Origin of the sequence: Erythrobacter sp. JK5 (assembly GCF_018205975.1) — a bacterium.
GTDB lineage: Bacteria > Pseudomonadota > Alphaproteobacteria > Sphingomonadales > Sphingomonadaceae > Erythrobacter.
Genome location: NZ_CP073577.1, coordinates 2610809 through 2633129 on the forward strand (window position 1 = coordinate 2610809; position 22321 = coordinate 2633129).

At 65.2% G+C, this 22321-nt stretch carries 29 protein-coding genes and 1 pseudogene; 13 read left to right on the plus strand and 17 right to left on the minus strand.

Annotated features, from left to right (window positions below):
* The first annotated feature begins 206 nt into the window (after positions 1-206).
* The 6 genes from nadC to KDC96_RS12645 are packed head-to-tail and all read left to right on the plus strand — an operon-like array spanning position 207 to position 4107.
* Complete coding sequence (nadC, locus tag KDC96_RS12620) at positions 207-1082, plus strand: carboxylating nicotinate-nucleotide diphosphorylase (protein ID WP_212448762.1); 876 nt, start codon at positions 207-209, stop codon at positions 1080-1082.
* Positions 1079-1525 carry a hypothetical protein gene (locus tag KDC96_RS12625; protein WP_212448763.1) on the plus strand — a complete coding sequence of 149 codons (447 nt, stop codon included), beginning with the start codon at positions 1079-1081 and terminating at the stop codon, positions 1523-1525. Before nadC ends, KDC96_RS12625 begins: the two co-directional genes overlap by 4 nt.
* A complete protein-coding gene (locus KDC96_RS12630; RefSeq protein WP_249171792.1) occupies positions 1522-2235 on the plus strand; it encodes a ribonuclease T2 in 714 nt (237 codons plus the stop codon). The genes KDC96_RS12625 and KDC96_RS12630 overlap by 4 nt, the downstream gene beginning before the upstream one ends.
* A gap of 4 nt (positions 2236-2239) precedes the next feature.
* Complete coding sequence (locus KDC96_RS12635) at positions 2240-2830, plus strand: SMI1/KNR4 family protein (RefSeq protein WP_212448764.1); 591 nt, start codon at positions 2240-2242, stop codon at positions 2828-2830.
* Positions 2831-2880: 50 nt separating this feature from the next.
* Positions 2881-3672 (plus strand): STAS/SEC14 domain-containing protein, encoded by a 792-nt coding sequence (locus tag KDC96_RS12640; protein WP_212448765.1) that lies wholly within the window; start codon positions 2881-2883, stop codon positions 3670-3672.
* Positions 3673-3705: 33 nt separating this feature from the next.
* Entirely contained in the window at positions 3706-4107 is a 402-nt protein-coding gene (locus KDC96_RS12645) for a phosphate-starvation-inducible PsiE family protein (protein WP_212448766.1), read from the plus strand.
* On the opposite strand, the gene KDC96_RS12650 is transcribed toward KDC96_RS12645, so the two are convergent.
* Positions 4104-4532 (minus strand): nucleoside deaminase, encoded by a 429-nt coding sequence (locus KDC96_RS12650; RefSeq protein WP_212448767.1) that lies wholly within the window; start codon positions 4530-4532, stop codon positions 4104-4106. The two genes, KDC96_RS12645 and KDC96_RS12650, sit on opposite strands and share 4 nt — an antisense overlap.
* A gap of 202 nt (positions 4533-4734) precedes the next feature.
* Here KDC96_RS12650 and rpmB point away from each other — a divergent pair, with 202 nt between their 5' ends.
* A complete protein-coding gene (rpmB, locus tag KDC96_RS12655) occupies positions 4735-5022 on the plus strand; it encodes a 50S ribosomal protein L28 (RefSeq protein WP_212448768.1) in 288 nt (95 codons plus the stop codon).
* A gap of 80 nt (positions 5023-5102) precedes the next feature.
* Here rpmB and KDC96_RS12660 read toward each other — a convergent pair whose 3' ends face one another.
* From KDC96_RS12660 to xseA, 4 genes are read right to left on the minus strand one after another with little or no spacing between them, the layout of a single operon-like run.
* A complete protein-coding gene (locus KDC96_RS12660) occupies positions 5103-6092 on the minus strand; it encodes an esterase-like activity of phytase family protein (protein ID WP_212448769.1) in 990 nt (329 codons plus the stop codon).
* 4 nt (positions 6093-6096) lie between these two features.
* Positions 6097-7047, minus strand: a complete 951-nt coding sequence (locus KDC96_RS12665; RefSeq protein ID WP_212448770.1) for a M23 family metallopeptidase — start codon at positions 7045-7047, stop codon at positions 6097-6099.
* Complete coding sequence (locus KDC96_RS12670) at positions 7044-7247, minus strand: DUF2093 domain-containing protein (RefSeq protein ID WP_212448771.1); 204 nt, start codon at positions 7245-7247, stop codon at positions 7044-7046. The genes KDC96_RS12665 and KDC96_RS12670 overlap by 4 nt, the downstream gene beginning before the upstream one ends.
* Before the next feature lie 24 nt (positions 7248-7271).
* Complete coding sequence (gene xseA, locus KDC96_RS12675) at positions 7272-8759, minus strand: exodeoxyribonuclease VII large subunit (RefSeq protein ID WP_212448772.1); 1488 nt, start codon at positions 8757-8759, stop codon at positions 7272-7274.
* Between xseA and purD the strand changes: the two are divergent.
* The 3 genes and pseudogenes from purD to KDC96_RS12685 all read left to right on the plus strand — a co-directional run.
* Positions 8758-9572, plus strand: a pseudogene (gene purD / locus KDC96_RS16470) (phosphoribosylamine--glycine ligase); the annotation flags it as partial. The gene xseA and the pseudogene purD sit on opposite strands and share 2 nt — an antisense overlap.
* Before the next feature lie 177 nt (positions 9573-9749).
* On the plus strand, positions 9750-10034 hold the full coding sequence (locus KDC96_RS16475) for a phosphoribosylglycinamide synthetase C domain-containing protein (RefSeq protein WP_249172023.1): 285 nt from the start codon (positions 9750-9752) through the stop codon (positions 10032-10034).
* A 58-nt stretch (positions 10035-10092) separates the two neighbouring features.
* Positions 10093-10449: a hypothetical protein gene (locus KDC96_RS12685; RefSeq protein WP_212448773.1), complete on the plus strand. Its 357-nt coding sequence runs from the start codon at positions 10093-10095 to the stop codon at positions 10447-10449.
* A gap of 4 nt (positions 10450-10453) precedes the next feature.
* On the opposite strand, the gene KDC96_RS12690 is transcribed toward KDC96_RS12685, so the two are convergent.
* Complete coding sequence (locus tag KDC96_RS12690) at positions 10454-11458, minus strand: adenosine kinase (protein WP_212448774.1); 1005 nt, start codon at positions 11456-11458, stop codon at positions 10454-10456.
* Positions 11459-11614: 156 nt separating this feature from the next.
* On the opposite strand from KDC96_RS12690, the gene KDC96_RS12695 reads away from it, so the two are divergent.
* From KDC96_RS12695 to KDC96_RS12705, 3 genes are all read left to right on the plus strand, one after another.
* Positions 11615-12322: an EI24 domain-containing protein gene (locus KDC96_RS12695; RefSeq protein ID WP_249171793.1), complete on the plus strand. Its 708-nt coding sequence runs from the start codon at positions 11615-11617 to the stop codon at positions 12320-12322.
* On the plus strand, positions 12315-12719 hold the full coding sequence (locus KDC96_RS12700; protein ID WP_212448776.1) for a hypothetical protein: 405 nt from the start codon (positions 12315-12317) through the stop codon (positions 12717-12719). Before KDC96_RS12695 ends, KDC96_RS12700 begins: the two co-directional genes overlap by 8 nt.
* A gap of 75 nt (positions 12720-12794) precedes the next feature.
* Complete coding sequence (locus KDC96_RS12705; RefSeq protein ID WP_212448777.1) at positions 12795-13748, plus strand: hypothetical protein; 954 nt, start codon at positions 12795-12797, stop codon at positions 13746-13748.
* A 4-nt stretch (positions 13749-13752) separates the two neighbouring features.
* Here the strand turns inward: KDC96_RS12705 and KDC96_RS12710 are convergent, their stop codons facing one another.
* From KDC96_RS12710 to KDC96_RS12760, 11 genes are all read right to left on the minus strand, one after another.
* Complete coding sequence (locus KDC96_RS12710) at positions 13753-14316, minus strand: hypothetical protein (protein WP_212448778.1); 564 nt, start codon at positions 14314-14316, stop codon at positions 13753-13755.
* A 65-nt stretch (positions 14317-14381) separates the two neighbouring features.
* Complete coding sequence (locus KDC96_RS12715; protein ID WP_249171794.1) at positions 14382-14774, minus strand: iron-sulfur cluster assembly accessory protein; 393 nt, start codon at positions 14772-14774, stop codon at positions 14382-14384.
* Positions 14774-15271 carry an SUF system Fe-S cluster assembly protein gene (locus tag KDC96_RS12720; protein ID WP_212448779.1) on the minus strand — a complete coding sequence of 166 codons (498 nt, stop codon included), beginning with the start codon at positions 15269-15271 and terminating at the stop codon, positions 14774-14776. The genes KDC96_RS12715 and KDC96_RS12720 overlap by 1 nt, the downstream gene beginning before the upstream one ends.
* 4 nt (positions 15272-15275) lie before the next feature.
* On the minus strand, positions 15276-16484 hold the full coding sequence (locus tag KDC96_RS12725; RefSeq protein ID WP_212452675.1) for an aminotransferase class V-fold PLP-dependent enzyme: 1209 nt from the start codon (positions 16482-16484) through the stop codon (positions 15276-15278).
* A gap of 14 nt (positions 16485-16498) precedes the next feature.
* Positions 16499-17257, minus strand: coding sequence for a SufD family Fe-S cluster assembly protein (locus KDC96_RS12730; protein ID WP_212448780.1), 759 nt, complete (start codon positions 17255-17257; stop codon positions 16499-16501).
* Positions 17250-17999, minus strand: a complete 750-nt coding sequence (gene sufC, locus KDC96_RS12735) for a Fe-S cluster assembly ATPase SufC (RefSeq protein WP_212448781.1) — start codon at positions 17997-17999, stop codon at positions 17250-17252. The genes KDC96_RS12730 and sufC overlap by 8 nt, the downstream gene beginning before the upstream one ends.
* Positions 17986-18480 carry a hypothetical protein gene (locus KDC96_RS12740; protein ID WP_212448782.1) on the minus strand — a complete coding sequence of 165 codons (495 nt, stop codon included), beginning with the start codon at positions 18478-18480 and terminating at the stop codon, positions 17986-17988. Before KDC96_RS12740 ends, sufC begins: the two co-directional genes overlap by 14 nt.
* Before the next feature lie 4 nt (positions 18481-18484).
* Positions 18485-18997, minus strand: coding sequence for an endonuclease domain-containing protein (locus tag KDC96_RS12745; protein ID WP_212448783.1), 513 nt, complete (start codon positions 18995-18997; stop codon positions 18485-18487).
* Between the two features lie 262 nt (positions 18998-19259).
* Positions 19260-20747, minus strand: a complete 1488-nt coding sequence (sufB, locus tag KDC96_RS12750; RefSeq protein ID WP_212448784.1) for a Fe-S cluster assembly protein SufB — start codon at positions 20745-20747, stop codon at positions 19260-19262.
* Positions 20744-21172 carry an SUF system Fe-S cluster assembly regulator gene (locus KDC96_RS12755; protein ID WP_212448785.1) on the minus strand — a complete coding sequence of 143 codons (429 nt, stop codon included), beginning with the start codon at positions 21170-21172 and terminating at the stop codon, positions 20744-20746. Before KDC96_RS12755 ends, sufB begins: the two co-directional genes overlap by 4 nt.
* A 112-nt stretch (positions 21173-21284) precedes the next feature.
* The gene (locus KDC96_RS12760) at positions 21285-22154 is read right to left on the minus strand and encodes a helix-turn-helix domain-containing protein (RefSeq protein ID WP_212448786.1); all 870 of its coding nucleotides are present in this window, start codon (positions 22152-22154) and stop codon (positions 21285-21287) included.
* Positions 22155-22321 lie beyond the last annotated feature (167 nt).

Here is a 22321-nt window from a genome sequence, read left to right on the forward strand (position 1 = left end):
GACGCGCGGTCGCGCTCTGACTGCCGTGGCCAGAAACCAATCGGCTGCGAAGCAGTCGCAAGGCCGACCGGCCGCCCCCTTCGGCTAGCTGGCAAGCCAGCCGCTCAGGATAAACTACGCGATGCGACCTTCAGGTCGCGTGAGCGAGGATATCGCGAGCGCGGATGCGCTTGCGGAAAACAAACGACTCCGTCAAACCGCGCTACATGACCACTTTCACCCTTCCCGGTTTCGATCTCGACGCTTTCGTCCAAGCAACTCTGGACGAGGATCTTGGGACAGGGCTCGAAGGTGGCGGAAAAGACGTCACCAGCGAAAGCGTGATCCCCGCCGATGCGCGGTTTTCCGGGGTGATGGACAGCCGCGATGCGATCGTGGTCGCGGGGCTGCCGCTGGCCGAGGCGTTCTTCAGGGCACTCGATCCCGACGTGCGGATCGAAACCCTGGTGCACGACGGCGACAAGGTGAGTGCGGGCACCGACCTGATGCGACTCACCGGCAATGCCCGCGCCATGCTGACGGCTGAGCGGAGCGCGCTCAACATCGTGCAGCATCTGTCCGGCATCGCCACCATGGCGAACGCATACGTTATCGCCATGCGCGGGCCGGGCGGCAATCCCTCCTGCACCTTGCTCGATACCCGCAAGACCCTGCCCGGCCTGCGCTTCCTCGAGAAATATGCGACGCGGCAGGGCGGCGCGCAGAACCATCGCATGGGCCTGTGGGATGCGGCGATGATCAAGGACAACCACGTCGCAGTCGCAGGCAGTGTCGGCGAAGCCGTGCGCCGCGCGCGCGATGCGGGCGTGAAGCACATCATCTGCGAGGTCGACCGGCTCGACCAGATCGAACCGGCTCTGGAGGCGGGGGCGCACCACCTGTTGCTCGACAACATGTCCCCCGAAATGCTCAGGCAGGCAGTCGGGATGGTTGCGGGCCGCGTGCCGACGGAGGCCAGCGGCGGGGTCAATCTCGACACCATCGCGGCGAAAGCGGCGAGCGGGGTTGATTACGTCTCCGTGGGCCGGCTTACGCAAAGCGCTCCGGCAGCCGACATCGGCCTCGATTTCACCCCGCTGTGAGGATTGCGAAGGGACCGCGCCCGCTTTCGGTGCGACTGTTCGCGCTCGCCTTTCTCATCGCCGCGCTAGCCGCATTCGCGGAGAACATCAGCGATCTCGAGCTTGCGCAGTTCAACTGGACGGTCCGCGCGCCGTGGTTCGCGTGGGATCGCGACTGGACGATCATCGCAAGCAGCGCCGAACTGTCGATCGCGATGATCCCCGTGTGCTGGATTTACGTGCTCGGCAGCGGCACCGCACGCTGGGTGGTGCTCGCCTTCGGACTGGTCAAGCTGCTGAGCTTCCAGCCCTTGCTCGAAGTGTGGCTGATCGCCGGCCCGATCAATCCGCTGTGGGTGATCGAACCGGGGCTGATCCTGTTTGCGCTCGCCATGCTGTTCACGCCCGCCACCCGGAGCTGGCTGGACAGGCGCGACGAACCGGATGAAACGGTGTTCGAATGATCCCGGTGCGCGCCCTTCACTGCATGATCGCCTGCGCGGCGCTTATGGTTCCGGCGGGTGCCACGGCGCAGGCCTATCAATGCCGCATGCCGCAAGTCTCCACCGTTCCGCAGGTCTCGCCCGACAGCCGCCCGCGAGTCCTTCCGGTCACCGGCTACACGCTGGCGCTGAGCTGGTCCCCGGCGTTTTGCCGCACCCGGCAGGATAGCCGGGCGCACAAGACGCAATGTTCGGGCGACAACGGGCGGTTCGGGTTGGTGGTGCACGGCCTGTGGCCGCAAGGCAGCCGCACCTGGCCGCAATGGTGCCCGGCCAAAGGCCGCCTGACCCCGGCGGAGGTGCGCCGCAACCTGTGCATGATGCCCTCCGCCCGGCTGGTGGCGCGGCAATGGGCCAAGCACGGCAGCTGCATGACGCAGCGGCCCGATACCTATTTCAAGGTGACGCGGATATTGTGGGACAGCCTGCGCATCCCCGATTACGACCGCATCAGCCGCGAGGACGGCCTCACCGCCGGTCGCATCCGGCAGGCCTTCGCCGACGCCAATGGCGGGTGGAGCGCCGACCAGATCGGCGTGAAACTCAACCGCGACGGCTGGCTGCAGGAAATCCGGCTTTGCTACAGCAAGCGCTTCCGCCCGACCCGCTGCGATGCCCGCCGCTATGGCGCGCGCGACGAGGTGCAGGCGAAAATCTGGCGAGGACTGTGACGAGATGGACGTAACGGCGACCAGAGAGAAACTGCGCGTACTTGGCGATCGCGAATGGCCCGAAGAATGGGGGTTCGAACAGGCCGGTGACGACTTCCTTGGCTGGAGCCATCGCTATCGCCTCGACACGCCGCTCGACACATCCGAGGTCGAAAGTTTCGAGCGGCAGCACGCAGTGGCGCTGCCGGCAGACTATCGGCAATTCCTGATCGAACTCGGTAATGGCGGTGCCGGCCCTGGCTACGGAATCTGGCCGCTCGGCGAAGGTGAGAACGGCCCGCTGCCCGACGAGATGCTCGCCAATCTATCGCAGCCATTCGCGCATACCGAGCCGTGGAACGAGAATGGCCTGCCGGATGAGGAATATTATTCATATTCGGTGATTGCGGGCGCGTTGGAAATCGCCACCGATGGGGATGCGCTGTATTATTTTCTAGTCTTGAACGGGCCCGCCGCGGGGCAGGTCTGGTATGACCGCCGAACCGACGGCAAGGGCCTCGGACCGGTGCGCGATGCGGGCGGCGCCATCATGACGTTCGGGCCATGGTACGAAGCATGGCTTGGGCTGGCGCTCGACAGGTTTGCCTCCGAATGATTTGATCGCGATCAAATCACTACGGGCGCCCATGTGGCATATGAAGCTGCATGATCGACATCGAACAAATCTCACCGACAGCCCACCGCATCGTCGTGATGGAAGAATTCCACCAGGCCGACGCTGAACAGCTGGTCGACTTCGCCAAGAAGCGCAACGCAGCGGGAGGCGGCGGAAACCTGTTGTTCGACGCCACGGCCGTGGCGGGCTTCACCTTCTCGGCGGTGACCGTCGAACTGGCGCATATTCCGACCCTCGTGAAATGGATCTACGGGCTCGATCGAATCGCCATCGTTTCCGACGAGGAATGGATCCGCACCGGCTCGCGGATCGAAAGCGCGCTGCTGCCTGGCGTCTCCTACGCGGTCTATGACAAGGACGAAGCCGAGGCTGCGCGCGCCTGGATCATGGAGGAGACGGAAGGCCCGCACACCGGCGCGTTCCACGAACTCGATATCGGGAAGCCGGGCATCGCCGCCTTCGAACTGACCGGGCGGTTGGACCGCGCAGAATCCGAACGCGGTGTCGCGATGGTGCGCGCTCGGCTGGAGGACCCCGACTGCTCGAAACTGCTGATCGTGATCAGGAGCTGGCACGGCTTCGATCTCGACGCGATGTTCAGCAGCGAAGTGGTGCGCGGGAAGCTCGACCTGATCGGCAAGCTCGATCGCTACGCCATCGTCGGCGGACCCGACTGGATCCACGGCATGGTCGGCCCGATCAACCTGCTGCTCAAACCCGACATCCGCGCCTTCGATCTCGACGAACAGGACGAGGCGTTGGCGTGGCTGGAAGAAACCGCGGCGGCGAAGCAAGACCGCCCCGCGATGCTAAGCGACTAGCGCGCATCCGCCCCAATGCGGTAAGGCAGAGGCATGGCGCCGCCGCAAGAACCGCAATCCGACACTGCCGAGTCTCCGGATCTCGTCGGTCGCGGGTTCGTGCTGGGCGAACGCCTGCTGTTGATCGTCGCGGCGATCATGACCTTCATCGCCGCCGGGGCCGAGATCGTTTCGATCTACCAGCGCGGCAGCATCGATCTCGCCGATATCCTGCTGATGTTCCTCTACACCGAGGTGATCGGGATGATCGCGGTGTTCTATACCGGCAAGGGATCGTTCTTCATCTACCCGATCTTTATCGCGATCACCGCGCTGGCGCGGCTGGTGGTGCTGCAGGGCAAGGACATGGCCCCGGAGAATGTGGCTTTCGAGGCCGGAGCGATCCTGTTGCTGGCGTTCGCGGCGCTGGTGCTGTCGCGGGTGCGGAGCGGTTAGCGCCGCTCCCTGAAGAATCCGCGCAGCAGTTCCGCCGCTTCCGCTTCGCCCATGCCCGAATAGACTTCGGGCCGGTGCAGGCATTGCTCCTGCTCGAACACGCGCGCGCCGTATTCGACCGCCCCGCCCTTGGGGTCGCTCGCGGCGTAATACAGCCGCGCGATCCGGGCGTGGCTGATCGCGCCGGCGCACATCGCGCAGGGTTCCAGCGTCACGTAGAGATCGCAACCGGTCAGGCGCTCGTCGCCGAGTGTCTCGGCTGCCAGCCGCAGCGCGCGGATCTCGGCGTGGCCGGTCGGATCGGGCGGCGAGCGGGTGGCGTTGGCGGCGACGGCGATCACGTCCTCGCCCTTCACCACCGCTGCCCCCACAGGGACCTCACCCGCCTCGGCTGCCTCGCGTGCAGCATCGAGGGCCATTTGCATCGGTTGCGGGATCGGCCATCTGTTCCCTTGGCGGTTCATACGTGGCCGCTAGCCGGGGCATCGAGCGGGCGCAACTTGCTTGACGATTCGGCACCTCGCGGCTATGCGCGCCGCTTCCCGGGATAACCCGTCAAATTAACCCAAGTGTCTGGACCGCCGAATCACTCGTGCGGACCGCCACTGTGAACGAACGAGAGATATCATGTCGCGGATTTGCGAACTGACCGGCAAGGGCCGCCAGGTGGGCCACAATGTGAGCCACGCCAACAACAAGACCAAGCGCGTGTTCCTGCCCAACCTGCAGAACGTCACGCTGCTGAGCGAGAAGCTCGATCGCAGCTTCAAGTTCCGCGTCTCCACGCAGGGCCTGCGTTCGGTCGAGCACAACGGCGGACTCGACAACTGGCTGCTCAAGACCAGCGACGACAAGCTTTCGGCCAATGCGCTCAAGGTAAAGCGCGAGCTGAAGAAGGCGATGGCGGCAGCCTGACCCCCCGGTCCGTTCGCGGGCCGGCCAGACAACAGCAGGGCGTGCAGGGCAGCTTGCACGCCCTTTGCTTTGCCGGTCGGCTATTTTCCGTCGCCGAAGGTTTCGGCGTCCGCCGCCGACGGATCGAATCGCAGCTTGACCAGCAGCGTGCGCTGCAGCGCCGCCAGATTGTCGTCCGACATCAGCCACACCGTCACCGACCCGTCCGCGCGGGGGCGCAATGCCAGCGCCTCGTAATTTTCGCGCGGGACAATCCCAGCGAGGTCGAGCGCAAGCGCGGGCGACCAGGGTTGTTCTTGTCCGGCGCGCGGCGGATCGCCGATCACCAGCTTGCTTTCGAACGGAGGCCAGCCGCCGATCCCGAAATCGAGATTGCGCATCAGCAGCAGCACCCGCCCGTCGGGCAGCTGCGCCATGTCGGTGACCGCAAAACCCGGCGCGGGATTGCGGAAGGCGAAGCTTTCGGCCTCGGCGCCTTCTACCGGATCGGTTGCGAATACCAGGCCTTCGGCAGCACCTTCGGGCAGTATCACGAACCGGCCATCGGCGAGCCGTACCATCGCCTCCGCACCCGAATTGACCTTCCAGTCGACCTCGCGATCGAGATCGCGCAGGCCGTGGGCATCGCTGGCGATGGTAAAGCGGTGCACGGTGTGAACATTCTCGAATCCGAGCCAGTAATTGCCGGTCACCGGGTCGCGGGTGGCGGATTCGATGTCCCACAGATCGTGGCCGCGCCCCGTTTCGACCGGTTGACGCGCAATCGTGCGCACCCTGCTAGCACGATCGGGCTCGGTGAAGGTGAAGCGCGTCCCGCGATCGGAAAAGGCGCGCAAGGTGTCTTCGCCCAGCGGCAGCATCGCCGAATAGCCGCCGAACATCAGCCCCTCCCCGTCGATGTGCCAGATGCCTTCGAGCGACCACCCGCTTGCGGAAAGCTCGCGTGAACCGGAAAGCTGCTCGAGCGTGATTGCATTCGGGGGACCTGACCGGACTTCGCTACGCAACCACGCCGTGGGCGCACACAGCGCGGCGACCAAGGCCGTCGCAACCAAGCGGCGGGTGCGCATCGGATCAGTTCATCGGGCCGACGAAGAGCAGCGGATCGAGCCGGGTATCGTTCCACTTGAGGCCCCAGTGCAGGTGCGGGCCCGTGGCGCGTCCGGTCGCGCCGACATTGCCGATATACTGGCCCTGCCGAACTGTCTGGCCTTCCTCCACTGCGACCTTGGACGCGTGGAGGAAGGCGCTGTTGAGGCCCATCCCGTGATCGATGATGATGAGCCCGCCTTCGAGGCTGAACCCGGTCCGCGCGAGCACGACCACCCCGTCCGCCGGAGCGACGAAAGGCTCGCCATCGCCCGGCGCGATATCGATTCCGGAATGGTAGCTGCCCGGCTCGCCGGCATAGATGCGTTGCCGCCCGAACCGCCCGGAGATCCGGCCTTTCACCGGCCAGATGAATTGCTGTTTCCACCCGACCGCGCCGGTGGCCTTCGCCCGCGCTGCGTTGATCGCGTTGTACTCGGGCTCGCGAACCTTCCAGTAGGCTTCAAGATTGCGCCCCGGTCGGCGCGCGACATTGACCCGCTCGATCTGCCATGCGCGCGGCGCGATCGTCAGGTCCTCGCGCACCACCTGGCCGCTCGCCACGGTGGCGCTGAGCGTCAGCGAGTCGTCGCTGTCGCGATCGAAGGCGGCGAAGAACGATCCGTCGTCGGCAAGATCGAGGACGCGTTCGCCGAGCGTCGCGCGCACCGTGCCGTCCGGAACGACACCGCGGATGAAGCCGCCCTGCGTAAGCTCCCCCGAATAGGAAAAGCGGGTGTTTTGAACGGCCTGCCGGTTTGGCGGCGGTGCTTCCGGTATGGGACGCGCATCATCGATCGTTGCGGTGTAGGCCTGTTCGGGCGCAGGCGCGGCGCTTTCGGGAGCCGCCGCTTCGCTGCCGGTGCAGCTGATCAGCGCGGCAAGGCCGAGCGTCGCCGCGAACAGCGGAGCGAGATGTGCAGGCCGCGCCTTCATCCCTGCCCGAGCAGGCGCCGCGTCGCGATTTCGGGCGAGGCATAGGCTTCCTGATGCTCGGCGCTCCAGTAGCGCAGCTCCTCGAGCGGGATGGCCTCGCCGGTCACCGCGCACAGCACGTGCTGCCCGGGCCTCAAGACGCGGAAGGAAGCGGGTCCGTAATAGAGCTTGGCGGCCTTGTCGCCGGTCGACATCAACATGATCTGCCTTCTAGCATTGCAGGCTTAACCGAACAAATCCTCTTGTTCAGGATTGGATGACGGCGGCTTGCGGCGCTTCGAGGGCTTGCCGGCAGGTGCAGCGGGGGCCGGTTTGCCGACCGCAACGCCAAGCATCCCGTCGCGAAACTGCAGCGACAGCGCCGCTTCCTTTTCCGCCTGCGCCTTGCCGGTGAGCGCCCTGCCTTCCGGATCGCGCACGATCGCATAGCCGCGCTCGAGCGGCTTTTCGGGATGCAGCTGGCTGGCCAGCCGCGCGAGCGCCGCCAGCCGGTCCTGCCCCGATTTCAACGGACGTTGGACCAGCGCCGGAATCAGCCGCGCGCGTTCGAGTCGGCGCTGCGCCTCCGCATGCGCGCGGGTCAGCACCGGCGGCGATAGCCGCGCGCCGACCCCCGCCAGCCGTTCGCGCCCCTGCACCGCGCGGTCGGCCAGCCCGCGCCTGAGCCGCTCGGACAGCTCGTCGAGCCGCTGCGCCTGCGGTTGCAACAGCGTTTCGGCGCGCGGCATGCGGCGCACCCGCGCTTCGAGCCGCTCGCGCCCGAGCTCGACCGGGCGATGGACCGCGCGACGCTGGCGCGTGGCAAAATCGGCCAGCGTGGCTTCGAGGTCGATTCGCACCGGAACCGCCATTTCCGCCGCTGCGGTGGGGGTCGGCGCGCGGCAATCGGCAGCATGATCGGCGAGCGTGGTGTCGGTCTCGTGCCCGATCGCCGAAATAACCGGTATGGTACATTCTGCAATGGCACGAACCACGGATTCTTCGTTGAAACTCCACAAATCCTCGATCGAACCGCCCCCGCGCGCGACGATCAGCAGATCGGGGCGCGGCACACCTCCGCCCGGTTCGAGCGCCGAAAACCCCCGAATTGCGGTCGACACCTGCTCGGCCGCGCCCTGACCCTGCACCAGCACCGGCCACACCACCACATGACTCGGAAAACGATCCGCCAGGCGGTGCAGAATGTCGCGAATAACCGATCCGGTTGGCGACGTGACCACGCCGATCGTGCGCGGCAGGAACGGCAACGGCCGCTTGCGCTCGCGGGCAAACAACCCCTCGGCTTCGAGCCGCGCGCGCGTTTTCTCGAGCAGCGCCAGCAGCGCCCCCTCGCCCGCCAGCTCCAGCTGCTCGATCACGATCTGGTATTTGGAGCGCCCGGCGTAGGTGGTGAGCTTGCCGGTCGCGATCACTTCCAGCCCGTCTTCCGGGTTGAACGCCAGCCGCCCGGTGCTGCCGCGCCACATCACCCCGTCGAGCACCGCCTTCTCGTCCTTGAGCGCGCAATAGAGGTGCCCCGACGCCGCGCGCTTCACGCCCGACAGCTCGCCGCGCAGCCGCACATGGCCGAACCGGTCCTCGACTGCGCGCTTGAGCAGGTTCGAAATCTCGGTGATCGACAGCGGCTGCGCGTTGTCGCCCTGCCGCTCGCGCGCTACCAGCCCTGCTGGATCGTCGGATCGGGAATGACCAGAGGAGGGAGCGCGCGCCATGAATGTCCTGTTGCTGGGTGCGGGAGGCCGCGAACATGCGCTGGCGTGGAAGCTCGCGCAATCCCCGAGCCTGACGCGGCTCTACGCTGCCCCCGGAAATCCCGGCATGGCCGAGCACGCCGAACTGGTGCCGCTCGATGCCGGCGATCACGGTTCGGTCACCCATTTCTGCGCCACCAACGACATCGGGCTGGTCGTGATCGGGCCCGAGGCACCGCTGGTGGACGGGCTTGCCGACAGCCTGCGCGCCAAGGGATTCGCGGTGTTCGGCCCGTCGCAGGCGGCCGCGCAACTCGAAGGGTCGAAGGGCTTCACCAAGGACCTGTGCGCGCGCGCAGGTATCCCCACCGGGGCTTACGTGCGCACGAAGTCGCTTGCAGAGGCCGATCGCGCGCTCGCCCGGTTCGCCGCACCCTATGTGCTCAAGGCCGATGGCCTCGCGGCGGGCAAGGGTGTGGTGATCGCCGAGGGCATCGAGCAGGCTGAGATCGCGCTCGCCGACATGTTCGGCGGCGGGTTCGGGGAAGCGGGCGCGGAGGTGGTGATCGAGGAATTTCTCGAGGGCGAGGAAGCGAGCTTCTTCGCGCTGACCGATGGTCAAGCCATTCTCCCTTTCGGCACCGCGCAGGATCACAAGCGCGTTGGCGAAGGCGATACTGGCCCCAACACCGGCGGGATGGGTGCTTATTCGCCCGCCCCGGTGCTGACACCGGCCATGCAGACCCGCGTGATCGAGGAAATCATCCGACCCACGGTCGAAACCATGCGCGGCGAGGGCATGCCCTATTCGGGGTGCTCTATGCCGGGCTGATGCTGACGGCGGACGGCCCGAGGCTGATCGAATACAATTGCCGGTTCGGAGATCCCGAATGCCAGGTGCTGATGATGCGCTTCAAGGGCGATCTGGTGGCGGTGATGCTGGCCTGCGCGAAAGGCGAGTTGGCGGGTGTGAAGGCGAAATTCGCCGAAGACACCGCGCTGACGGTGGTGATGGCGGCCAGGGGATACCCCGGCACCCCGGAAAGGGGCGGCGCGATCGATCTCGGATCGTCGGAAAGGGAGGGCGCAAAGGTCTTCCACGCAGGAACGGCGGTGGAGGATGGCCAGCTGGTCGCGAGTGGCGGCAGGGTGCTGAACGTCACCGCGATGGGCACGAACGTGACCGAAGCGCAGGCCGCAGCGTATCGCGCGGTCGATGCAGTGCAGTTCGAGAGCGGGTTCTGTCGCAGGGACATCGGATGGCGAGAAATAGAGCGGGAAGCAGAATCAGGCTGAACGGGCTGGAAATGATCTTGATCAATCCATGTTTCATCAAAAGGTGTATGATGGGCGCATGAAACAGCGCGCTCTTGCCCTTGCATTCGTCGCCATGTCGCTGGCTGCGTGCCAGACGACCGGTCCTGCAACCGAGGATGTGACCGCCGCGCCCGACCCGCCCGCGTTCGTCGAAGCGGCGTGCGGGGGCTGCCACGCGGTGCAGCCGCCGTTCCTTTCGCCCAATCCGCAAGCGCCGACATTCGAGGCGATCGCCAACCGCGATGGACTGTCGGAAGATACGCTCGCCGAATGGCTGGCAGACGCGCACAATTATCCCGAGGTGATGGATTTCGACCTCGAGCCCGGCCAGATCGACGCGGTCGCGGAGTACATGATCACCCTGCGTCGCGGGGACTACCGGGTCGTGAAGTAACGGTTCACAACCGCTCCAGCATCAGCGCCTGCATGTCCGTTTCCGGACGCGGGCCGTAATGCGAAATCACTTCCGAGGCCGCGATCGCGCCGCGCTTGAGGCACTTGGTCAGCGGTTCGCCCTTGGCGAAGCCCGACAGGAACCCGGCGGCGAACTGGTCGCCCGCGCCGGTCGTGTCGACCACCCTGGTCACCGGCACCGCCGCGACTTCGGCGCGGGTACCGTGCGCGATCGCCACCGCACCCTTTTCGCTGCGGGTTGCAACCAGCACCGGAACCTTGTCCTTCACCGCTGCAATCCCGGCCTCGAAATCGTCTTCGCCCGTCAGCGTCGCCAGCTCGCTTTCGTTGACGAACAGGATATCGATCACCCCGTCATCGATCATGGCGCGGAAATCGCCGCCGTGGCGGTCGATCACGAAGCTTTCGGAGGCAGTGAAGGCGATCTTGCGGCCCGCCTCACGCGCGACCTTGATCGCGCGGCGCATTGCCCGGCGCGGCTCTTCCGGATCCCACAGATAGCCCTCGAGATAGAGGATCGCGCCGCTTGCGATCAGCTCTTCGTCGAGCGCGGCGGCAGGCAGGTACTGGCCCGCGCCGAGGAAGGTGTTCATCGTCCGCTCGCCATCGGGAGTGACGAAGATCAGCACCCGCCCGGTTGCCGGTTCGCCATCCCGCGCCGGAGTGTCGAAATCGATCCCGGTGGCGCGCATGTCGTGGCGGAACACCTTGCCGAGCTGGTCGTCGGCAACCTGGCCGATGAAAGCGCATTGCAGCCCGAGCGTCGATAGCCCCGCCAGCGTGTTCGCCGCCGATCCGCCGGAAACCTCGCGCGCGGGCGGCATCGCGGCGTAGAGCTCTTCGGCACGGGCCTCGTCGATCAGGGTCATGCCGCCGCGGTTGAGCTGGAGCTCGTCGATCAGCTCCTCCTGGCACGAGGCAATCACGTCGACCACGGCATTGCCGATGGCGATCACGTCATAACGCGGCGCGGCTGCGGAATCTGGCACTTGAAATCACCTGTCTGCTTGAAAGTCCGGGAGGTGGCGCTCCGCATAGGGATGAGACCTGCAACCTGCAATGGTCGAGATCGCTCGCACGCCGTTGCGGATCACCACCGATCGGGGTTTGACTTGACGCGGGAAGCTGGCGCATCTGCCTCGGTCGTGAATTCCGTGATCGCCTCGCTGCTTAAGGCCATACGCCAGCTCGCCGATCCGGCGGTAGTGAGAGTTGCCGCGAAGAGCATCGCGATCACCGTCCTGATCTTCGTGCTGGCCGGGTTCGTCCTGTATTACGCGCTGGTCCTGGGACTCGCGCGGGTCGGCCTCGACGGCGGAGGATTGGCGGGGGCGACCGCGGCCGTGCTGATCGCTCTGGTCGCCTTCTGGTTCCTGTTTCGCGTCGTGGCGCTAGGGGTGCTGCAGTTCTTTGCCGACGAGATCGTGGCAGCGGTCGAGGCGCGGCATTATCCCGATGCGGCAAAGCGGGCCACGCCGCTGCCGTTCCGCCGCGACCTCGCCAACTCTTTGCGTGGGATCGGGCGCGCGCTGCTGTTCAACCTGATCGCGCTGCCCATCGCGATCCTGCTGGTGTTCACCGCGATCGGTCCGGCAATCGTGTTCCTGCTGGTCAACGCGGTGCTGCTGGGGCGCGAGCTGACCGACATGGCATGGTTGCGGCATTGCGGCGATCCGCCCGGGCCGACGCCGGTGTCGGGGATTCAGCGGTTTGCGCTCGGCGGTGCGATCGCCGCCATGATGCTGGTGCCGTTCGCCGGGCTGCTCGCCCCGATCATCGGTGCGGCGGCGGGGACCCATGTCACACTCGGCGCGATGGGCCGCCGCGCACCGGAGGATCCGGCGCATGCGTAGCCTCGTGGCAGTTGCGGTACTGTTCGCGGTGTCGGCCTGCGCCGGGGGATCGGCGAGGGTGCCGACCCGACCCTCCGCAGCGCCCGCCCCGGTCGCAGCCGCACCGCCTGCGGGAGCATTCAAGGCCCCGCAAGTGCTACGCGGGCGCGGGCTCGACGGGATCATCGGCGCCCGCGCAACCACCCTTACGGCACGGTTCGGAAGCGCCCGGATCGACCTGACCGAAGGCGACGCGCGCAAGCTGCAGTTCGCCAGCGATCGCTGCGTGCTCGACGTGTTCCTCTACCCGCTCGAGGCCGGGGCGGAACCGGTCGCCACCCATGTCGAAACACGCTGGCGGGCAGGCGGAGCCGAAGCCGACCGTGCGGACTGCATCGCGGAGATAGATCGCGGCTGAAGCGGCTTGGTAACTCCGTCTTAAGCGTGTTCGTGCCATAGCGCCTCGCAAAGCTATGAGGGGTTGAACCGGCTTATGACGACGCATTTCAAAGAGCTCGCACAGCGCGTTGCGGCCGATGGACAGGTAACGGCAGACGAGGTGCTGGCGCTGCGCCGCCAGGGCTGGGGCGACGGTGCCATCTATCAGGACGAGGCCGAGGCCCTGTTTGCGATCAACAACGTGCTCAAAGAGCGCGACAGCGAATGGTGCGACTTCTTCGTCGAGGCGATCGGCGAATTCGTGCTCAACGGCACACCGCCGCGCCTGCAATGCAACGACAGCGAAGCCCAATGGCTGATCGCGCAAGTCGATCACGACGGCATCGTCGAAAGCCTCGTCGAGCTCGAAACCATCGTTCGCATCATCGAACGCGCCGAAAACGTTCCGGTGCGGCTCAAGAACTACGTGCTCGAACAGGTCGAGCGCGAAGTGCTGACGGGCGTCGGCCCGACCCGCTGCGGCGGGGAGCTTTCGGCCACGCATATCAGCTCGGCCGAATGCCGCATCCTGCGCCGGGTGATCTTTGCCAGCGGAGGCTACGGCCCCGCGGCGGTCAGCCGGTTCGATGCCGAGTTGCTGTTTCGCCTGAAGGACGCGACGCTCGAAGACGAAAACGCGCCGGAATGGGCCGACCTGTTCGTCGACGGGGTAGCCAATTTCCTGCGCGGCTTCACGCTCGACAACGCGCAGCTGAGCCACGAGCGCAAGCTCGAACTGGTGAAGTTCGTCGAGAGCGAGAGCAAGGGCCATGCGGCCTTCATCGCGGCAATGATGCAGAGCCGCGCCGGGATCGGCGAGCGGATCGGCTGGGCGGTCGAGCATCTGCGCGGCACCGATGGTCCGCAGAACGACTATCTCGGCGATCTCGCTGCGGGCGACGAAGTCACCGACACCGAGCAGAGCTGGGTCGATGCGCAGATTGCGGGCGATGGACAGGTGGACGACCTCGAACGTCGCCTGATTGCGCGACTGCTCGAAGAGGATTGAGGCGCTACTCGGTTTCGAAGTCGAGCGGCGCTTCCGCCCCGCCTTCCTTCGGTAGCGGGCCGCGTGGTGGTACGGCAGGCACCGGGATACCCGCTTCGGGAGGCCTGCGGCGTTTCGGCATTGTAGCCTCAAGGATCGAGAGCAGGATCGCCCGGTGCGGACCATCCAGCGCCGACAATACGCGCTGCACTCGCGAATTGGTAACCCGGTCGGACTTGCGCCGATTGCCTTCGTCGAATGAACCCGCTCCTGGGCGGCGGTCTGACCTCAGGCTCTGCATCACCGCTTCGAAATGGGCGATCTCGGCTTTTATCAGAATGCGCTCTTCCTGATCGTGCGTTCCGGCGAGTTTGGCCTTCAGCTTGAGCACTTCGCTGTCGAGAACGGCAATCACATGCAACAATGAATGAGGTCGCGGGGGAGAGCGTCGCTTTTCAAGGCGGGCCCTTGCCTCCTTGCTGCGCAACAGGCTTTCGAGCGTCCGACGAGCGGCATAGCGGCGATGCTCGTCCGCATGCCGCATCAGCTCTTCGTAGCGCTTCCTGTAGTCGCGTCTCGGCTCGTTCATGCGAGGTGTCTTATCACACCAACACGGCCCGCGCCATATGGCTTGCGCATCCTAAATGCTGCGCATCACACCATGAAGCTTTCGCCGCAGCCGCATGCGCCCTTGGCGTTGGGATTGTCGAACACGAAACCGGCGGTGAAATCATCCTCGACCCAGTCCATGGTCGAGCCGACGAGATAGAGCACGCTCGCGCCGTCAATGTAGAAGGTGCCGCCGGGGGTTTCGATCTTCTCGTCGAACCTGGTTTCCTCGGTGACGTAATCGACCGAATAGGCAAGTCCCGAGCACCCGCGGCGCGGGGTCGACAGCTTGACCCCGATCGCGCCCTCGGGGGCCTGGCTCATCAGGTGCGCGATCCGGTCTTCGGCGCCCTTGGTCAGGATCACGGCGGCGGGTGCTTCGAGCCGCCGCTTCGACAAGCTCAGCGGCTCCTCAGTATGGGCGGGTTTATCGGTCATCACAGCATCCCCAGTTCGAGCCGCGCTTCGTCGGACATCTTCTCCGGCGACCATGGCGGATCCCACACCAGATTGACCTCGGCATCGCGAATCCCCGGCACCGAGGAAGCACGCAGCTCGACTTCGCCCGGCATCGTTTCGGCAACCGGGCAGTGCGGCGTGGTCAGCGTCATGGTGATCGTCGCATCGGCCTCGTCATCGACCTCGACGCCGTAGATCAGCCCCAGATCGTAGATATTGACCGGAATTTCCGGGTCGTAGATTTCCTTGAGCGCCTCGACCACTGCCGCCTGCAAGTCGCTCCCGGGACCGCCCGCCGCGCCTGCCTCGGGCTGCTTGTTCAAGAACCCTTCGAGGTAATCGCGCTCGCGCTTTGGTGCGGCCGTCGCGTCGTCGCCATCGACCGCGTCGGAGACTCGCGCGCGCGGCGGCTTTGCCACCTCGTCGTTGGGGGCCGGAGCGGCCACGAAATCCTTTTCGTCCTGCGGCTTGTTCATGGCGTCATGCCTTTCCAAAAATCCGGCGGGTGCGGGCGATGCCTTCGAGCAGCGCGTCGATATCGGCGTCGGTCGAATAGAGCCCGAAGCTGGCGCGCGCGGTCGCCGGGACACCGAGATAATCCATCAACGGCTGCGCGCAATGGTGCCCGGCGCGGATCGCGACATTGGCCTCGTCAAGGATGGTGCCGAGATCGTGCGGGTGGATGCCGTCTATCGCGAAGCTGACGATACCGGCGCTGTCGGCGGGGCCGAACACGGTGACATCGTTCATCGCGGCGAGTTCGCGGCGCAGACGCGCGACCAGACCTGTTTCGGCGGCATGGATACGGTCGAGCCCGATTGTGCTGACGTAATCCGCAGCGGCAGCGAAGGCGATCGCCTCGGCAATCGCGGGGGTCCCCGCTTCGAAGCGCTGCGGTGGCGGAGCGTAGGTGGTCTTTTCGAACGTCACGCGGTCGATCATCGCGCCGCCGCCTTCCCACGGGGGCATGGCGTCGAGAATGTCCGCTTTCGCCCACAGCGCGCCGATCCCGGTCGGTCCGTAGAGCTTGTGCGCGGAAAAGACGTAGAAATCGCAGCCAAGCGCCGCGACATCGACCGGCATGTGCGGCGCGCTCTGGCAGCCGTCGAGCAGCAGCTTGGCACCGACCTTGTGCGCCATCGCCGCCGCGCGCGGCGCATCGAGCACGCTGCCCAGCACATTGGAGACATGCCCGAAGGCCACCAGTTTGTGCTGATCTGTGAGCATGGCCCCGGCGGCGTCGAGATCGATCCGGTGATCGTCGGTCAGCGGGCAAACGTCGATCACGGCACCGGTCGCTTGCGCGACCATCTGCCACGGCACGATGTTGGAGTGATGCTCGAGCCGAGAGAGCAGGATGCGGTCGCCGGACTTCAGGTTTGCCCGGCCCCAGCTGTTGGCCACGAGGTTGATCGCCTCGGTCGCGCCTCGCGTAAAGACGATCTCGTCCTCCGCACCGCCAAGCAACGTGGCAATCCGCCGCCGCGCCGCTTCATAGGCGAGCGTCATCTCCGCCGAGCGTGCATAGACCCCGCGATGGACCGTGGCATAATCCTCCCCCAGCGCGCGTGCCATCGTCTCGATCACCGCACGCGGCTTTTGCGCCGTCGCGGCGGTGTCGAGATAATGCCACGGCGCGCCGTCGCGGGTCACGAGGCCCGGAAAGTCGGCGCGCAGGTCGCGCGTCATGGCGGCCGGCGCGTTCACAGCGTCGCACCTTCCAGAACTTCGAGTGCCGCTTCGAGCAGTCGCTCGCGTTCCGCCTCGTCCTCCAATTCGACGAAGGCATCGCCGAGAAAGGCCTGCACCAGCAGCCGCTGCCCCAGCTCCGGCGGAATGCCGCGCGCAGCCATGTAATAGCGCGCCGCTTCGTCGAGCTCGCCCACGGTCGCGCCGTGCGCGCATTTCACATCGTCGGCGAAAATTTCGAGCTGCGGCACCGCGTTGGCGCTGGCTCCGGCCTCTAGCAGCAAGCCCTTGAAATCCTGCGCAGCGTCGGTCTTCTGCGCGCGCCGGGCGACCTTGATCTCGCCGAGGAAGTTGCCGGTGGCCTTGCCCCAATGGACGCTGCGCACGGTCTGGTTGCTGGTGGCCTCCGGTTCGGCATGAACGGTGGTGGTGACGAATTCGCGCACTGCATCGCCGCCGCCGATCGTCACGCCGCCGAACTCGAAATGCGCGCCTTTGCCCAGGGTCACTTCCACTTCGACGCGGGTGTAATCCGTGCCCAAAATCGTGACGAACATCTCCGCGCGCGCGCCTTCGCCGAGCGTCAGGCGGATGCGGTGCAGTTCGGGCCGGTCGCTGCCGACCACCATGCAGTGCCGCTGCGTCTCGCCATCCGCGAGCGCGATCTCCTGCCACGCATCGAGCGCGTCCGCGCCGAGCCGCTCGAGCGCGGAGATGTCCGCGTAGCGCCAGGCTTCGTCGCGTCGGGAGGGCAGGGTCGCCGCCTCAGGCATCGGCCATCACCGCGTCGTAGCCTTCCTCTTCGAGCCGCAGCGCGAGTTCGGGTCCGCCGGTTGCAACGATGCGCCCACCGGCGAGCACGCTGACCTTGTCGGGCTTCACCACGTCGAGCAGGCGCTGGTAGTGGGTGATCAGCAGCACGCCCTTGTCCGGCTGGCGCATGATCGCGTTGATCCCGTCGCCGACCACGCGCAACGCGTCGATATCGAGGCCGCTGTCGGTTTCGTCGAGCACCGCGAAGGCGGGATCGAGAATGCCCATCTGCACCATCTCGGCGCGCTTTTTCTCACCGCCAGAAAAGCCGACATTGACCTGCCGCTTGAGCATTTCCATGTCCATTTTCAGCAGCGCGGCCTTGTCCCTGGCGAGCTTCAGGAACTCGCCACCCGACAGCGGTTCCTCCCCGCGATACTTGCGCTGCGCATTGAGCGCCTCGCGCAGGAACTGGACATTGGAGACGCCGGGGATTTCGACCGGATACTGGAAGCCCAGGAACAGTCCGGCACCCGCGCGCTCGTGCGGATCGAGGTCGAACAGGTCCTGGCCGCGGAACGTCACCGTACCTTCGGTAACCTCGTAGCCCGGCTTGCCGCCCAGCACATGCGCCAGCGTCGATTTGCCCGCACCGTTGGGGCCCATTATTGCGTGGATCTCACCCGCTGCCACCTCGAGCGTCAGGCCGCGCAGAATTTCCTTGCCGTCGATCTCGGCGCGAAGGTTATCAATTCTGAGCATCGAGCGGTTCGCTTTCCTGGACGGGTTCCTGCACAGGACGGTTGAGCAGGAGCCCGTCGCCCTGATTCTCGCGATATTCGACCTGCCGCGCCTCCGCGCGCTGAAGCCGCTGGGTGAACTGGTTGTCGAGATCGCGCCCGCGCGCGATGTGGATCATGCCGATATTGCCGAACAGCCGGTCGACCTCTTCGGGCGTCAGCTTCGTCTTGGCCCCGATCATGGCCGCGTTCGATCGCGTGATCGCCTGCGCCGCGATGTCGGCGCATCGCGGAATGTCAGAGCGGTGCTGCATCTCGAAATCGGCCACCCCGCGCACGATCCTGTTCGAGCTGCCGAGGCAGTTGCGATATTGCACCACGAACGGGCGAATGATGCGCGGATATTCGACCGTCCAGGTTTCCGGCTCATCGTTCTTGATGGCGACCGCGGTTTCGGTCGCTCCCTGAAGGCTCATCGCCAGTGCAAGTGCGGTAGAGATCATGGTGTCAGTCCTGGCTTTCCGTTTCATCGATGGGTGAATGGCTGCGATCGCCATGGTCGCGCGCCCGGCGACTGGATCGCTTTTCCTCGATCCGCTGGCGCATTCCCGCAGTGATCCGCGCGAGCACACCGTCCATGTTCTCGAGCACTTCGCTGGCCTTGACCCGCATCACCTTTATCCCGACCGCTTCGAGGCTCTTGTCGCGGCGGGTCGCGAGCGCTTCGTTGTCGCCTTCCTCGAAGATATCGACCGCCATGCCGAGCGAGTGGCAGTTGAAATCGACGATCGCGCTGCCAACCACGGCGTGGCGTTTGAAGGTGTGACGACCGAGATTGGCAGAGGCGAAGCGCTTGGCGAGCGCCTTGTGCGCGTCGGACGAAAACCGCCGCCGCTCGCGCGCCTGGCTGTGCAGCTCATCGAGCCGCGATTCCGAAATCTTCCAACCGCGCCCCTTCTTGTTGAGATTGGGCGCGGTTTCGGAGGTGTCCTTGAGGCCTAAAGTCTTGCGGGTGGTCATTGGGCAGGACTTACCGCGCCAGAGTACGCGCTTCCTAAGGCGCCAAGTAAAGCCTCAATCGCCAATATTGCCAGTAGAATGCCCGTATTGAAGGCCGGGACCACCATTATCCAGAATTGGACTGGGCGGCACGATCGATCAGTAGCGACCCCAGATTGTGAAGGCTTGCCCGATAGGTTGCCTGTCTGAAACCAAAGCCTCGCGACCCCAATGAAGAGGAAGGCCAGAAAAGCGAAAAAGGCAAAGGCGACCAGAGATGTAATCACCCCACGCTCCCCTCAAGCGAAATCGCCAGCAGCTTCTGAGCCTCAACCGCAAATTCCATCGGAAGCTCTTTGAGCACGTCCTTCGCAAAGCCGTTGACGATCAGCGCCACGGCCTCTTCCTCGTCCAGCCCGCGCTGCATCGCGTAGAACAGCTGCTCGTCGCTGATCTTCGAGGTGGTCGCCTCGTGTTCGATCTGCGCGCCGGGGTTCTTGACCTCGATATAGGGCACGGTGTGCGCGCCGCATTCGTCGCCGAGCAGCAGACTGTCGCACTGGGTGAAGTTGCGCACGCCATCGGCCTTGGGGCCGACGCGGACCAGCCCGCGATAGGTGTTGGACGATTTGCCCGCGCTGATGCCCTTCGAGATGATCGTCGAGCGCGATCCGCGCCCGTTGTGGATCATCTTGGTGCCGGTATCGGCCTGCTGGAAATTGTTGGTCACCGCGACCGAGTAGAACTCGCCCACGCTGTCTTCGCCGTTGAGCACGCAACTGGGGTATTTCCACGTCACCGCAGAGCCGGTTTCGACCTGGGTCCAGCTGATCTTCGAGCGGTCGCCCTGGCACAGCCCGCGCTTGGTGACGAAATTGTAGATCCCGCCAACGCCTTCGGAATTGCCCGGATACCAGTTCTGAACGGTCGAATACTTGATTTCGGCATCTTCCATCGCGACCAGCTCGACCACGGCGGCGTGGAGCTGGTTTTCGTCGCGCATCGGCGCGGTGCAGCCTTCGAGATAGGAGACGTAAGAGCCCTTCTCCGCCACGATCAGCGTGCGTTCGAACTGACCGGTGTTCTCGGCGTTGATGCGGAAATAGGTGGAGAGCTCCATCGGGCAGCGCACGCCTTCGGGCACGTAGACGAAGGTCCCGTCGGAGAAGACCGCGCTGTTGAGCGTGGCGAAGTAATTGTCCTGACGCGGAACGACGCGGCCGAGCCACTTCTTCACCAGCTCGGGGTATTCCCTGATCGCCTCGCTGATCGACAGGAAGATCACGCCTGCGCGTTTCAATTCCTCACGGAAGGTGGTGGCGACGCTGACGCTGTCGAACACCGCATCCACAGCAACCTTGCGCGCGCCCTTCACTCCGGCGAGCACTTCCTGCTCCGCCACCGGAATGCCAAGCTTGTCGTAGACCCGCTTGATCTCGGGATCGAGCTCGTCGAGCGATCCCAGTTCGATCTTCTTCTTGGGCGCGGCGTAGTAATAGGCGTCTTGGTAATCGATCTTGGGATAGCCGACCTTGGCCCAGTCCGGCTCCTCCATCTCCTGCCACATGCGGAACGCCTTGAGCCGCCAGTCGAGCATCCATTCCGGCTCGCCCTTCTTGGCGGAAATGAACCGAACGGTATCTTCGCTGAGACCCTTCTCGGCGAATTCGGTTTCGATATCCGAGGACCAGCCGTGTTCGTATTCGGCCGCCTTGGCCGCCGCATCCCTGGCTTCGCGGTCGATGTCCTGGGTGTCGAGATTGTCGGTCATGCCGCGTGCTCTTTGGGCTGAATTGCAGGGGCGGCGCGCAATTGGTCGAGCGTAACCTCGGCCAGCGCGCTGCGGAGTTTCCGGTTGATGATCGGCCAGTGCGGCTTCATCGTGCAGCCGGTCTCGAAATCGCACTCGCCGTGCTCGATACAGGCGGTGAGCGTGATCGGACCCTCCACCGCTTCGACGATGTCGGCAACCGTGATCGCTGCCGCCGGGCGACCGAGCTGCAGACCGCCGCCCGCGCCGCGCACGGACCGCAGCAGACCCGCCGCCGTGAGCTTGGAGACGAGCCGCTGCACCGTCGGCACCGGAAGCCCCGTCTCGCTCGCCAGCTCCGCCGCACTCACCCGCCCGTCACCGCAATGCGTCGCCGCCTGAACCATCGTGATGACGGCATAATCGGCGAGGTTGGACAGGCGCATGGTGAGGCTCGTAATCCGCTAGTTGCGAGTGGTTCTTAAATCCGACTGATTCGGTCGGATTTCAAATACGCACGGATCGCTCCGATTTCAAGCACAGCGCCCTGGGCCATGGCTACTCGATGGCGCGAAACTGCGCGAGCCGGTCGAAATTCTTGAGCCGGATCATGGTGTGAAAGATCGGGTCCGCCGGTCCCCCCAGGCGCGACGGTGTATAGCCGCAGAAGCGCCTGATTTCGCGGATCATGTGCGGCTGATCGTAGAATGCGGCGGCGATCTCGGCCTCGGCCTCGTCGCCGAGGTCCTCCTGCGAAAGCAACGCCGCTGCCCTGACCGCACGGAATTTGCGCGCGAGCGCCGCCGGTGGCAGCCCGAAATACCGTTCGATCAGGCGTTCGCCCTGTCGCCGCGAATAGGTGAGCCGCGCGAACAGGTCCTCCATCTCGGGGTTGAGCGACGACCCCAGCCAGCAAATCGTGGTTTCGATCAGCCGCTCATGCGAAGGGGCGATTTTCCCGAGCCGCCGCCCGATCCAGTCGGCCAGTTCGTGGCAGGCCGCTTCCCCGCTGGTCGTGCCGGTATTGTAGCGCGCAATCAAGCTGTCGCCGAAAACGTCGATATCGTGGCCGAGAAACTCCCGGGCCGGCACCAGGCGATCGATATGCGTGTTTGCGGGCTGTCCGGTCAGCGCCGCCCAGCCCAGCGGGGAAAGCGACGCGCCGATCGAATGCCACGGCCCCCGCATCCGGAACCCCATCGCCGCACTGAAACCGCAGAACATATAGGCGCCGGGCGAGACGGGTTGCACCCCCCCGGGCAGATCCGCCTCGCCTTCGCCGCGCGGGAACAGCACCACCTGGCCCAGCCCGCCAGGATGCCGATCTTCGATCTCGACCTGCTCGGTCGAAAAGAAGAAAGTCGTCAGAATATGGCGATTTAGCTCAGGCGGCGGGTCAAAGTATGCTAGGGAAAAATGGGACGGCATGATAGCCTGGAGCGACCCTCTATCGTGCCGTCCCACAACCCTTTGAAGGCAAGCTTCGAATGCTTGCTTCAACCGGCTTGAGGAAAAGCTGTAAAGGGGCGGCGCTGTGTCTCATTGTATCTCAGCGACATTCAGACCGATGGAGTTGAGATCGGCAAGTCACTACA